12 protein-coding genes are annotated in these 12,813 nt (G+C 62.2%); 10 read left to right on the top strand and 2 right to left on the bottom strand.

Going from position 1 to position 12,813, the window contains the following annotated elements:
- Positions 1-82 precede the first annotated feature (82 nt).
- The 4 genes from ACQKPZ_RS10925 (at position 83) to ACQKPZ_RS10910 (ending at position 3,907) form a co-directional block, all read left to right on the top strand.
- Entirely contained in the window at positions 83-967 is an 885-nt protein-coding gene (locus tag ACQKPZ_RS10925; protein ID WP_403203954.1) for a heme/hemin ABC transporter substrate-binding protein, read from the top strand.
- A gap of 50 nt (positions 968-1,017) precedes the next feature.
- The gene (locus ACQKPZ_RS10920) at positions 1,018-2,001 is read left to right on the top strand and encodes a FecCD family ABC transporter permease (RefSeq protein WP_427537906.1); all 984 of its coding nucleotides are present in this window, start codon (positions 1,018-1,020) and stop codon (positions 1,999-2,001) included.
- Positions 2,001-2,768, top strand: a complete 768-nt coding sequence (locus ACQKPZ_RS10915; RefSeq protein ID WP_427537708.1) for a heme ABC transporter ATP-binding protein — start codon at positions 2,001-2,003, stop codon at positions 2,766-2,768. Before ACQKPZ_RS10920 ends, ACQKPZ_RS10915 begins: the two co-directional genes overlap by 1 nt.
- 254 nt (positions 2,769-3,022) lie before the next feature.
- The gene (locus ACQKPZ_RS10910) at positions 3,023-3,907 is read left to right on the top strand and encodes a ChaN family lipoprotein (protein ID WP_427537705.1); all 885 of its coding nucleotides are present in this window, start codon (positions 3,023-3,025) and stop codon (positions 3,905-3,907) included.
- Positions 3,908-4,115: 208 nt separating this feature from the next.
- Here the strand turns inward: ACQKPZ_RS10910 and ACQKPZ_RS10905 are convergent, their stop codons facing one another.
- Together ACQKPZ_RS10905 and ACQKPZ_RS10900 are read right to left on the bottom strand one after the other, a co-directional pair.
- Positions 4,116-4,394, bottom strand: a complete 279-nt coding sequence (locus ACQKPZ_RS10905; RefSeq protein WP_110746216.1) for a TfoX/Sxy family protein — start codon at positions 4,392-4,394, stop codon at positions 4,116-4,118.
- Positions 4,395-4,562: 168 nt separating this feature from the next.
- Complete coding sequence (locus ACQKPZ_RS10900; RefSeq protein WP_391136927.1) at positions 4,563-6,125, bottom strand: AAA family ATPase; 1,563 nt, start codon at positions 6,123-6,125, stop codon at positions 4,563-4,565.
- Between the two features lie 114 nt (positions 6,126-6,239).
- Here ACQKPZ_RS10900 and mrcB point away from each other — a divergent pair, with 114 nt between their 5' ends.
- The 6 genes from mrcB to ACQKPZ_RS10870 all read left to right on the top strand — a co-directional run.
- Positions 6,240-8,561, top strand: a complete 2,322-nt coding sequence (gene mrcB / locus ACQKPZ_RS10895; RefSeq protein ID WP_427537702.1) for a penicillin-binding protein 1B — start codon at positions 6,240-6,242, stop codon at positions 8,559-8,561.
- Between the two features lie 15 nt (positions 8,562-8,576).
- Positions 8,577-9,374: a tetratricopeptide repeat protein gene (locus tag ACQKPZ_RS10890; RefSeq protein ID WP_427537699.1), complete on the top strand. Its 798-nt coding sequence runs from the start codon at positions 8,577-8,579 to the stop codon at positions 9,372-9,374.
- The gene (locus ACQKPZ_RS10885) at positions 9,374-9,706 is read left to right on the top strand and encodes a YqcC family protein (protein WP_391136936.1); all 333 of its coding nucleotides are present in this window, start codon (positions 9,374-9,376) and stop codon (positions 9,704-9,706) included. Before ACQKPZ_RS10890 ends, ACQKPZ_RS10885 begins: the two co-directional genes overlap by 1 nt.
- A 410-nt stretch (positions 9,707-10,116) precedes the next feature.
- The gene (locus tag ACQKPZ_RS10880; protein WP_427537696.1) at positions 10,117-11,841 is read left to right on the top strand and encodes an acetolactate synthase 3 large subunit; all 1,725 of its coding nucleotides are present in this window, start codon (positions 10,117-10,119) and stop codon (positions 11,839-11,841) included.
- Position 11,842: 1 nt separating this feature from the next.
- Entirely contained in the window at positions 11,843-12,334 is a 492-nt protein-coding gene (ilvN, locus tag ACQKPZ_RS10875) for an acetolactate synthase small subunit (protein WP_003250040.1), read from the top strand.
- Positions 12,335-12,389: 55 nt separating this feature from the next.
- On the top strand, positions 12,390-12,813 hold a 424-nt coding region (locus ACQKPZ_RS10870; RefSeq protein ID WP_427537693.1), incomplete at its 3' end, for an NAD(P)-dependent oxidoreductase.

Here is a 12,813-nt window from a genome sequence, read left to right as displayed (position 1 = left end):
GCATTCGCTGCGCCCGGCTACCTATGGTGCGCAGTTCTGCCGCCCGCCACAAGGCGCGCGGTCCGCCTTCAGAAGGAACCCGATGATGCGCCGTCCTGTCGCCTTGCTCGCCCTGTGCGCAAGCCTTGTGCTCTCTACCCAGGCCCTGGCGGCCGAGCTGCCGCAACGCTGGGTCAGCGCCGGCGGCGCATTGAGTGAGTGGATAACCGCCCTGGGCGGTGAAGCACGGCTGGTTGGCGTGGATACCACCAGCCAGCACCCGGCATCGTTGAAATCACTGCCTAGTGTGGGATACCAGCGGCAGTTGTCGGCTGAAGGCATCCTCAGCCTGCGCCCGGATGTACTGGTGGGAACCGAGGAGATGGGCCCGCCGCCGGTGCTGGCGCAAATTCGCAAGGCGGGTGTGCGGGTCGAGTTGTTCTCCAGCAAGGCCGAGCTGGCGGCGGTGGATGAAAACCTCAAGCAGCTGGGGCAGTTGCTTGGCGCAGAGCAGCAAGCTTCGGCGTTGGCGGCGGGTTACCACCAGCAAATCGAGGCGTTGCAGGCCAAGGTCAAGCAGGCTCAGGCCGGGCAAAAGGCACCTGGGGTGCTACTGCTGGTTGGGCATGCCGGGGCCAAGCCGCTGATCGCTGGCCAGGGCACGGCAGGTGACTGGCTGTTGGGACAGGCAGGTGGGCACAACCTGGCAGAGCATCAGGGCTACAAGAACTTCTCCAATGAAGCCTTGGCGGCGCTGGACCCGGATGTGATCGTGTTTTCTGACCGGGCGCTGGCCGATGAGCAGGCCTTGCAGGCGCTGCTGAAAGAAAACCCCGCACTGGCGGCGTCGCGCGCCGTGCGCGAGAAACGCCTGGTATCGCTTGACCCGACGCTGTTGGTCGGCGGGCTTGGGCCACGCCTGCCGGTGACATTGGCATCGCTGGCAGCCAGCTTCTACCCGGCAGCCAAGGCCAGCTTCGCGCAATGAAGCAGCGGGTCCAGCCACGTACGTTGTTCATTTGCCTGAGCCTGTTGTGCCTGTTGGCGGTGTGGTTGTCGTTGGCGCTGGGGCCGGTCAGCCTGCCGCTGTTCGATACCCTGCGTGCCGGCCTGCGCCTGCTGGGGCTGCCGATTGCGGCTGACGGCCTGCAGCAGGCCGAGATGATCCTTGGCCAGATTCGCCTGCCGCGTACCCTGCTGGGGCTGGCAGTGGGCGCGGTGCTGGCGCTGTCCGGGGTGGCCATGCAGGGGCTGTTTCGCAACCCGCTGGCCGACCCAGGGCTGGTGGGGGTTGCCGCCGGGGCAGCTGTGGGTGCAGCGGTTGCCATTGTCGGTGGAGCCTGGTTTGGCGGCATGCCGGATGCTTTTGCGCCCTACCTGCTGTCGTTTTGCGCTTTTGCCGGGGGGCTTGGGGTAACTGCGCTGGTCTACCGCCTGGGGCGGCGCGATGGGCAGACCAATGTGGCGACGATGCTGTTGGCAGGCGTGGCCATGACCGCGCTGGGTGGTGCGGCCGTGGGGCTGTTCTCTTACCTCGCCGACGATGCCACCCTGCGCACCCTGACCTTCTGGAACCTTGGCAGCCTGAATGGCGCCAGCTATGAGCGGCTATGGCCTTTGCTGTTGGTGGCGACAGGCGTGGCGGTGTGGCTGCCGCGCCGGGCCAAGGCGCTGAATGCCTTGTTGCTGGGTGAGTCGGAGGCGCGTCACCTCGGGGTTGATGTGGAGCGGCTCAAGCGCGAACTGGTGTTTTGCACGGCACTGGGCGTGGGGGCGGCAGTGGCTGCTGCGGGGCTGATCGGTTTTATCGGCCTGGTGGTGCCGCACCTGGTGCGCTTGCTGGCCGGGCCTGATCATCGTGTGGTGCTACCCGCATCGCTACTGGCGGGGGGCGTGCTGATGCTGTTCGCCGACCTGGCGGCGCGGCTGCTGCTGGCGCCTGCCGAGTTGCCGATTGGTATTGTCACGGCCTTTATCGGTGCGCCGTTCTTTCTGTTCCTGCTGATACGAGGGCGCAGCTGATGTTGCAAGTGGAAGGCCTGCACCTGCGGCGGGGAAGCAATGAGGTGCTGCACGACATTCACTTGCAGCTGAACCCTGGGCAGGTGGTGGGTGTGCTGGGCCCCAATGGTGCCGGCAAGAGCAGCCTGCTGAGTGTGTTGTGTGGCGAACTGGCGCCCGACCGTGGGCGGGTGACGCTACAAGGGCGGCCCTTGACCGATTGGCCTGGACAGGAGCGGGCCAAGCGCCTGGCGGTACTGCCACAGGTGTCCAGCCTGGGTTTCTCGTTCCGGGTCGAGGAAGTGGTGAGCATGGGCCGCATGCCCCATGGCACCGGGCAGCGGCGCGATGCGGAAATTGTCGAAGCAGCGTTGCAGGCGGCGGATGCCTGGCACCTGGTGGAGCGCAGTTACCTGGCGTTGTCCGGTGGTGAGCGACAGCGGGTGCACCTGGCCCGCGTGCTGGCGCAGCTATGGCCTGGCGAGGAGGGTTGTACGCTGCTGCTCGACGAGCCGACCTCGATGCTCGACCCACTGCACCAGCACACTACCCTGGAATCGGTGCGCCGCTTCGCTGACCGTGGCGCCGCAGTGCTGGTGATTCTGCATGACCTGAATCTGGCAGCGCGCTACTGTGATCGAATCCTTTTGCTGGAGCAGGGCCGCTGCCATGCGTTTGCCTCGCCCGAGGCGGTGCTGACACCGGCGGCGTTGAAGGCGGTATACGGGATCGATGTGCTGGTGCAGGCGCACCCGGAGCGTGGGCATCCGCTGATCATCGCCCGCTGAGATGCATATTGCGTGGTGCTTGTGGGAGCAACTGTCTTGCTCAATTTCTAAAAGCTGGCGCGAATCCCTGTGGGAGCGGCGGTGCGGCGATCCGACTTGCCCGCGAACACCGGCAAAGCCGGTGCCATCCACCGCGTTGCCTGCTTCGCGGGCACGCCCGCTCCCACAGGTACTGCACTGGCTTCGGGTTCACTTTGAACCTGGGGGATCGGTGCAGGCCAGGCAAATGTGTGAATGACATGGAGGTACTGCCAATGCGTCATCCGCTGCTTTTCGGTTTCTCGCTTTGCCTGCTGCTGGCGCTGGGTGGCTGCCAGGCCAGCCTGCCGCCGTTGCCCCCCTGGCAGAGCAGTGAGGGGCGCACGCATGCCGAGTTGGGGCACGTTATCGACTTAGCCAGCGGGCAGGTGATCAGCCCTGAACAACTCGTGCAGCGCCTGGCAGGCGCGCCCCGGGTACTGGTGGGCGAAAAGCACGACAACCCGGACCATCATGCGCTGCAACTGTGGCTGCTGCGCGCTTTGCAGGGGCAGCGTGCGCAAGGCAGCCTCTTGCTGGAAATGCTCCAGCCCGAGCAGCAACCGCTGGTCGACAAGGTTGAGGGGCGGCCCGTGCCGGCAGACTTGCCCAAGGCGCTGGCCTGGCAGGAGGGTTGGGATTGGCAGCTGTACGGGCCGATCGTGCGTGAAGCCTTGCAGCAGCGAGTGCCCCTGCTGGCGGCCAACCTGTCGCCTGGCGAAATGCGCCAGGCCTATCGGCAGCCAGCTTCGTTAAAGGGCGACAAGTCCAATGCACCGGCGGTAAAGGCTGCCTTGCTGGAGCAGGTGCGCGCCGGGCATTGCGGGATGCTGCCTGAAAGCCAGTTGCCGGCGATGCTGGCCGTGCAGCAACAGCGCGACCGGCGCATGGCCGAGCGCTTGCTGGCAGCACCGCAGCCGGCGTTACTGTTTGCTGGGGCTTATCACGCGCGCAAGGACCTGGGCGTGCCGTTGCATCTGGCTGACCTGGGCGCATCGGGGGAGAGCAAGGTGCTGCTGCTTGCCGAGGTGGGCGAACAGGTTGAACCAGGCGAGGCTGATTACGTGTGGTACACGGCGGCGATGCCGGAGCAGGATTATTGCGCGCAGTTTCGTCAGTAACGTGAGCGCTGGCATGGCCGGGCAAGGCGGCACAAAACCTACAGGCAAAAAAAGACCCGGCAAAATGCCGGGTCAATAACCGTGATTAGCCTGATGAGGAGATAATCTGAGAGTCCGAACCAGGGGCTCTTAGTTTATCCAACCAGTCTCGCGACTAGTTGTGATAATCATAACAATTCTCATTTAGCCGTCAATCCCTTTTCCACGATTATTTTGGATTTTTTTGCGCAGGGCTTTTCGCGTCCAGTTGTTGGTTGAGCGCTTCTTTGCGTTCGAGCGGCAAATCGTTCCAGTGCATGTCCAGCAGGGCGCCTTCAATGGCATACAACAGCACCTTGGATGCGCGGAACCCTCGAGTCTTCACGGCCTGGTATGCACCCACCGCACCCAGGCGACGCAGATCCGATGCACTGTGGATGCCGGCAGCATGCAGCCACTGCGCAGAGGTCTTGCCAAGGTTCTTCAGGTGCTGCAATTCATCGTTCATCTAGCCTCCTTGCGATGGCTGAACGGGTCTGGGGGATAAATCGCGAGCAGGTCAGAGAAGAGTGTAGCGGGGGTTGGGAAATGCGCGGCCTTTTGCCATCGGGGCGATGAGCTGCCTTTAGTCAGTAGCCTGTGCCGGCGACAGGGCCGGCACAGGCACACTGCGAGCTTACAGCCCAGGCAAGCGCTGGCGAATCTGCTCGATCACCTGGTCCATGCTGCCGGCGGTCTGGGTATCGACCTGGGTGCTTTGCACCCGCTCCTGCGCATCCAGCGGCTCACGGCTGGCCTGCTGGGCCTTGACCACTTCCAGTGTGGCATCCGACGGGTCGCTGTTCTCTGCCTGGCGCTGTTCCAGCCAGCTTGCAATCACCGCATCCGGTGCATGGCAGTCAAGGATCAGGAACGGCACCCCTGTCTGGCTGGCAACATCTGCCGCAGCCTGGCGCTGCTCACGCTTCAGGTAGGTGGCATCAAGCACCACCGGGAAGCCGGCACGCAGCACCGTAGCTGCCACTTCGTGCAGGCGCTGGTAGGTCGCTGCATTGGCGTTCTGGTCGTAGATACCGCTGCTCAGCTGGCCGGCTTCAGCCTGCGGCTGTTCGCCGAACAGGCGCTTGCGCTCGACATCGGAGCGCACGCGAATGGCGCCCAGGGCCTCCACCAGGCGCATCGCTACATGGCTCTTGCCCACAGCCGAGACGCCATGGGTGATGGCCAGCAGGCGCGAAGGAATGGCGCTGTAGCTTTCTGCCAGGTTGGCGTAGTTGCGGTAGGTGCGCAGGGTGGTGGCCCGTTGAACGCCATCGGCGTTGGCCGGCATGCTGAACAGCGCAACCTTGGCGCGTACCAGGGCGCGATAGGCCTTGTAGAAGTTGAGCACTTCCAGGCCTTCGTAATCGCCGGTCAGCTCCAGGTACTGGCTGATGAAGCGCCGTGCCAGGCACTTGAGGCCGCGATCTTCCAGGTCCATGGCGAGGAAGCCGGTGTCGGCCCAGACATCGGTCTTGCGGAACGGTTCGTTGAACTCGATGCAGTCGAAGATCACCACCTGGCCATTGATCAGGGTGGCGTTGCCCAGATGGATGTCGCCATGGCACTCGCGGGTGAAGCCATTGGCCTTGCGCGAGGCGAACAGGCCTTGCAGCCGCTCGAAACTGCTCCGTGCCCAGGCCTGCAGGTTGTCCAGTTGCTGCAGGTCAGCCTTGTCGCTGAGGAACGGGCGGATCTGCTCGAAGTTCTGCTCGACCGGGGCCATGACGCTTTCAGGCGAACCGTAGGGCTGCTCGGCAGGTACCTTGGGGGTCTGCAGGTGGAACTCGGCGATTTGCCGGGCCATCTGGTCGATGTGCGCGGCATTCAGTTCGCCGTTGGCCTGCAGGGTGCTGAGCATCTGCCCCTGAGGGAACTGGCGCATTTTCAGCGCGTATTCGATAGCCTCGCCTTCGCCACCGATCTGCGGCGCATCGATGCTACCGGTAACCGGTAGTACTTCAAGGTACAGGTCATCGGTCATGCGCTGGTTCAGGCGCAACTCTTCGTTACAGAAATGCTGGCGCTGGTCCAGGCTGGTGAAGTCGAGGAAGCCGAAGTTCATCGGTTTCTTGATCTTGTAGGCGTACTCGCCGGTGAGCAGTACCCAGGAGATATGCGTCTCGATGAGCTGGAACCCATCCACGGGGTGAGGGTAGAGGGCTGGGTTCTGCAACGCAGTGATAAGGGCTTGGCTCACGGGAAATCCATCCGGGGCAGGGAATTCGAGTGCGCCATTATGGTCAATGGTGCCGTCCCTGCCTACCGCCGGGCCGTCTGCCCAGCCTTTATAAAGTGCGTATAATCCGCCGCCATGACCCGAACCCGAAATCCCCGTACCCCTCAGAAACGCCCGACCGGCCGCTCCCGCGCCTGGCTGGGCTGGGCTTTGAAGCTCAGCCTGGTAGGCCTGGTGATCGTTGCCGGCTTCGCGGTTTACCTCGATGCCGTTGTCCAGGAGAAGTTCTCCGGCAAGCGCTGGACCATCCCTGCCAAGGTGTATGCCCGTCCGCTGGAGCTGTTCACCGGCCAGAAACTGAGCAAGAACGACTTCCTCACCGAACTCGATGCGCTCGGTTACCGGCGTGAAAGCGCGGCCAACGGGCCGGGTGCGGCGGCAGTCAACGGCAATACCGTCGACCTGAACACCCGTGGTTTCCAGTTCTATGAGGGCATGGAGCCGGCGCAATTCGTGCGCGTGCGTTTCTCGGGTGATTACGTGGCGGGCCTTGCCGGCGCCAACGGCAAGGCACTCGACGTGGTGCGCCTGGAGCCGCTGATGATCGGCGGTATCTACCCGAAAAACCTCGAAGACCGCATCCTGATCAAGATCGACCAGGTGCCCAAGTACCTGCTCGAAACCCTGGTGGCGACTGAAGACCGCGATTTCTACAGCCACCATGGTGTGTCGCCCAAGTCCATCGCCCGGGCAATGTGGGTCAACACTTCTTCCGGTTCGATGCGCCAGGGCGGCAGTACCCTGACCCAGCAGTTGGTGAAGAACTTCTACCTCAGTAGCGAACGCAGCCTCAGCCGCAAGCTGACCGAGGCGATGATGGCCATGCTGCTCGAGTTGCACTACGACAAGCGTGAAATCCTTGAGGCCTACCTCAATGAGGTGTTCGTAGGCCAGGATGGCCAGCGTGCCGTACATGGCTTTGGCCTGGCTAGCCAGTTCTTCTTCAGCCAGCCGCTGTCCGAGCTGAAACTGCACCAGATCGCCTTGCTGGTGGGCATGGTCAAGGGGCCGTCCTACTACAACCCGCGGCGTTACCCTGATCGCGCCCTGGCGCGTCGCAACCTGGTACTCGACCTGGTGGCCGAGCAGGGTGTGGCCAGCCAGGCAGAAGTTGATGCAGCGAAGAAGATGCCGCTGGGCGTCACCAAGCGTGGCAGCCTGGCCGACAGCTCGTTCCCGGCGTTCCTCGACCTGGTCAAGCGTCAGCTGCGCCAGGACTACCGCGACGAGGACTTGACCGAAGAAGGGCTGCGCATCTTCACCAGCTTCGACCCGATCCTGCAGATGAAGGCCGAAACCTCGATGAGCGAGACCTTCAAGCGCCTGGCCGGGCGCAAGGGCGCTGACGAGGTGGAGTCGGCAATGGTCGTGACCAACCCGGAAACCGGTGAAGTGCAGGCGCTTATCGGCAGCCGCCAGGCAGGTTTTGCCGGCTTCAACCGGGCCATCGACGCTGTGCGGCCGATTGGCTCGCTGGTCAAGCCTTCGGTGTACCTGACGGCGCTGGAACAGCCGAGCAAGTACACCCTGACCAGCTGGGTGCAGGACGAGCCGTTCTCGGTCAAAGGGGCCGACGGCCAGGTCTGGCGCCCGCAAAACTACGACCGTCGCCCCCATGGCACCATCTACCTGTACCAGGGCCTGGCCAACTCGTACAACTTGTCGACCGCCAAGCTCGGCCTGGAAGTGGGTGTGCCCAATGTGATCAAGACCATTGGTCGACTGGGGGTCAATGTCGACTGGCCAGCCTTCCCGGCCATGTTGCTGGGTGCCGGTGGCATGTCGCCGATGCAGGTCGCTACCATGTACCAGACCATCGCCAATGGCGGTTTCAACACGCCGATGCGCGGTATTCGCAGCGTGCTCACCGCCGAGGGCGAGCCGCTCAAGCGCTACCCGTTCCAGATCCAGCAAACCTTCGACCCGGGCGCCATCTACCTGGTGCAGAACGCCATGCAACGGGTAATGCGTGAAGGTACCGGGCGCTCGGTGTACAACACCCTGCCGCGCTCGCTGACCCTGGCCGGCAAGACCGGTACCAGTAACGACTCGCGCGACAGCTGGTTCTCCGGCTTCAGCCAGGACCTGCTGGCCGTGGTGTGGATGGGCCGTGACGATAACGGCAAAACGCCATTTACCGGTGCCACCGGGGCCTTGCAGGTGTGGACCAGCTTCATGAAGAAGGCCGATCCGCTGCCGCTGGACATGCCGCAACCTGACAACGTAGTCCAGGCCTGGATCGACCCCTACACTGGCCATGGGTCTGATGGCAGCTGTCCGGGAGCGGTGCAGATGCCGTATATTCGCGGCAGTGAACCGCCCGCCGGCGCAACCTGTGGCGGCGAGCAGGATCCAGCTGAATCGGTCATGGACTGGGTCAAGGGCTGGATGAATTAAGCACAGGCTGCATTGATGAGGTGTGACGTGAACAAGTGGCTGTTTCCTGCCGTGACGGCGTTGGCTGTGCTCCAGGGGTGCTCCAGCGTTCCGCGTGGCAATATTCCGGTGGTCGATTCGAGCACCCGTGTTTCCAACAGCGAGCGTGTGCAAACACGTGCCCCGGTCGCAGGCATGAACAACGGGACTGCCCAGGCGCAGTCCTTGCCAGAAGACTCCGGCGTCACCGTGATGATTCCGCAGGGCGCTGGGGCATCAGGCATCCAGACGTTCCCGGCGGCCAATGGTGCAGCCCCCATCAGTACGTCGCCAATTACGCCAGGGCCAATTACCACCGGCCCGGTAACTTCGGCGCCGATGACTACAAACCCCAACCCGATCGCCGACGAACCGTTCGACATCGCGTCGATGAACAGTGCGCCGCAAAGCACCAGCGCGCCGACCGGTATTCCGCGCAGCGCCGCCGGTGGCCTGTCGGCCGACGAGCAACTGGACGGGCCGGTGCTGGCACTTTTGACCACCGCGCAGACCCAGCAGGGCAGTGGTGACTTCAATGGCGCCGCTTCGAGCCTGGAGCGTGCCCAGCGCATTGCCCCGCGCGAGCCGCAAGTGCTGTATCGCCTGGCCCAGGTACGCCTGTCGCAAGGTGACCCGGCGCAGGCCGAGCAGCTGGCGCGTCGTGCCCTGACTTACGCCAATGGCCGCCCGAGCCTGCAGGCCGAGCTGTGGAATACCATTGCCCAGGCCCGAGAAAAGCAGGGTGACAGCGCAGGCGCAGCCCTTGCCCGGCAAAAGGCACGGGTCAATTCGTGATGATCGAACAACGCATTCTGGATATCGCCGACCACCTGCTGCTGATCGAACGTGAGCTGCAGGTGCAAGGCTGGTGGGATGACGAGCCACCCAGCGACGAAGCACTGGCCAGCACAGTGCCGTTCGCGGTCGATAGCCTCAGTTTCGAGCAGTGGCTGCAATGGATCTTCCTGCCACGCATGAAGATCATCATCGAGCTGGGCCATCCGTTGCCCAATGCCTCCAGCATCCTGGTCATGGCCGAAACCGTGTTTACCGACCGGCCGGAGCAAAGTCGCGAGCTGCGCCGCCTGTTGGCAGCTTTTGACCAATTGATCGCTCCTTCCGCCTGATTTCTTCAGTTTTTCCTTCAAGGGCCGCAGATTGTGGCCCTTTTTTATGGAAATCTTATTGTTTCTGCTGCTGAAGCGATTTTTAGTGGTGGCAGGAATTCATCTTGGGGAAATATTGGCAATAATTTTTCTTGACTTGTGGCCGCCGAATCACAAGAATCCAACTTCCGCTGTAGAGGGACTGCCAGAAGCAGACCCGCTAAGCAGATCATGAGGTGCACACCCGCACCGACCTGTTACACCCCGCAACGCGTTACCTCGCGCTGGGTGGGAAAACCCCGCAACACTCTGGGGCGCTCCCAATACTTGCTCAGTCAGTGCTGACGTTTTCGCTCATGCTCTGCTTGGCAGTAAACCTATTAAGACCCGTCCACTAGGGACGGTATTCTGGCGTTTTAGAGGTGAACAACGTGGAGCTTTTATCTGGCGCTGAGATGGTCGTCCGCTTCTTGCGTGACGAAGGCGTTAAGCACATCTACGGGTACCCTGGTGGTGCTCTCCTGCATGTTTACGACGCCCTGTTCAAAGAACCGGAAGTGGAACACATCCTGGTACGTCACGAGCAGGCGGCAACCCATATGGCGGACGGCTACGCCCGCGCCACCGGCAAGGCCGGTGTGGTGCTGGTGACCTCCGGCCCGGGCGCGACCAATGCCATTACCGGCATTGCCACCGCCTACATGGATTCGATTCCGATGGTCATCCTGTCCGGCCAGGTGCCTAGCACCATGGTGGGTACCGATGCCTTCCAGGAAACCGACATGATCGGTATCTCGCGGCCGATCGTGAAGCACAGCTTCATGATCAAGAACCCGACAGAGATCCCGGAAGTTCTGAAAAAAGCGTTCTACCTGGCGCAATCCGGTCGCCCAGGTCCAGTCGTGGTCGACATTCCAAAAGACATGACCAACCCGGCTGAGAAGTTCGAATACGTCTACCCGAAAAAGGTCAAGCTGCGCTCCTACAGCCCGGCGGTCCGCGGCCACTCCGGCCAGATCCGCAAAGCTGCCGAGATGCTGCTGGCAGCCAAGCGCCCGATCGTCTACGCCGGTGGTGGCGTGATCCTCGGCGGTGGCTCCGAACCCCTGACCGAAATTGCCAAGTCGCTGAACCTGCCAGTCACCAACACCCTGATGGGTCTGGGCGGCTTCCCGGGGACCGACCCGCAGTTCCTCGGCATGCTCGGCATGCACGGCAGCTATACCGCCAACATGGCCATGCACAATGCCGACGTGATCTTCGCCGTTGGTGCGCGTTTCGATGACCGCGTGGTCAATGGCCCGGCCAAGTTCTGCCCGAACGCCAAGATCATTCATGTCGACATCGACCCGGCGTCGATTTCCAAGATGATCAAGGCTGACGTGCCGATCGTAGGCCCGGTCGACAGCGTGCTCAACGAAATGCTCGGCATCCTCAAGGAAATCGGCGAGCAACCTGACAAGGTTGCGCTGGATGCCTGGTGGAAGCAGATCAACGAATGGCGTGGCAATGGCGAGTTGTTCCCTTACGACAAGGGCGACGGCAACGTCATCAAGCCGCAGAAAGTCATCGAGACCCTGTGCGAAGTGACCAATGGCGACGCCTTCGTCACCTCCGACGTGGGCCAGCACCAGATGTTCGCGGCGCAGTACTACCGCTTCAACAAGCCGAACCGCTGGATCAACTCCGGTGGCCTGGGCACCATGGGCTTCGGCTTCCCGGCGGCGATGGGCGTCAAGCTCAACTTCCCGGACCAGGACGTAGCCTGCGTGACCGGCGAAGGCAGCATCCAGATGAACATCCAGGAGCTGTCCACCTGCATGCAGTACGGCCTGCCGGTGAAGATCGTCAACCTGAACAACGGTGTGTTGGGCATGGTCCGCCAGTGGCAGGACATGGCCTACAACGGTCGTCACTCGCATTCGTACGTCGAATCGCTGCCTGACTTCATCAAGCTGGCCGAGGCCTATGGTCATGTGGGTATCCGCATCACCAGCCTGAAGGACCTCAAGCCGAAGCTGGAAGAAGCGTTTGCGATGAAGGACCGCCTGGTGTTCATCGACATCGCGGTTGACCGCAGTGAGCACGTCTATCCGATGCAGATCAAGGATGGCTCGATGCGTGACATGTGGCTGAGCAAGACGGAGCGTACCTGATATGCGGCACATCATTTCCCTGCTGCTGGAAAACGAACCAGGTGCTCTGTCCCGCGTGGTCGGCCTGTTCTCCCAGCGCAACTACAACATTGAAAGCCTGACCGTGGCGCCGACCGAAGACCCGACCCTGTCGCGTCTGACGCTGACCACCGTTGGCCATGACGAAGTGATCGAACAGATCACCAAGAACCTGAACAAGCTGGTCGAAGTGGTCAAGCTTGTCGACCTGTCGGAAAGCGCTCACATCGAGCGTGAACTGATGCTGGTCAAGGTCAAGGCCACCGGTGCCCAGCGCGCCGAGATCAAGCGCACCACGGATATCTTCCGTGGCCAGATCGTCGACGTGACCGCCAGCGTGTACACCGTACAACTGAGCGGTACCAGCGACAAACTGGACAGCTTCATCCAGGCAATCGGCACTGCATCGATTCTCGAAACCGTGCGCAGCGGCGTTACCGGCATTGCCCGTGGCGACAAAGTGCTCAGCATCTAAATTCAAAAATTAGCGATGGCTCCGCAGGGGCCGAGATATAACCAGGGGTATTTTCATGAAAGTTTTCTACGATAAAGACTGCGACCTTTCCATCATCCAGGGCAAGAAAGTCGCCATCATCGGTTACGGCTCCCAGGGCCACGCTCAGGCGTGCAACCTGAAAGACTCCGGTGTAGACGTTACCGTCGGTCTGCGTAAAGGTTCGGCTACCGTTGCCAAGGCTGAAGCCCACGGCCTGAAAGTTGCCGACGTTGCTACCGCTGTCGCTGCGGCTGACCTGGTCATGATCCTGACCCCGGACGAGTTCCAGGGTGCTCTGTACAAGAACGAAATCGAGCCGAACATCAAGAAAGGCGCTACCCTGGCCTTCTCCCACGGTTTCTCGATCCACTACAATCAGGTTGTTCCGCGTGCCGACCTCGATCCTCGAATTCCTCGAAGACAAGGCCCAGGCACGCCAGGTGATGCAGACCGACCAG

Origin of the sequence: Pseudomonas sp. NPDC089547, from assembly GCF_050280665.1 — a bacterium.
In the GTDB taxonomy this organism is placed as follows: Bacteria; Pseudomonadota; Gammaproteobacteria; order Pseudomonadales; family Pseudomonadaceae; genus Aquipseudomonas.
Note: the sequence above shows the minus strand (reverse complement) of the source record. Positions and strands in the feature narration are given on the sequence as shown.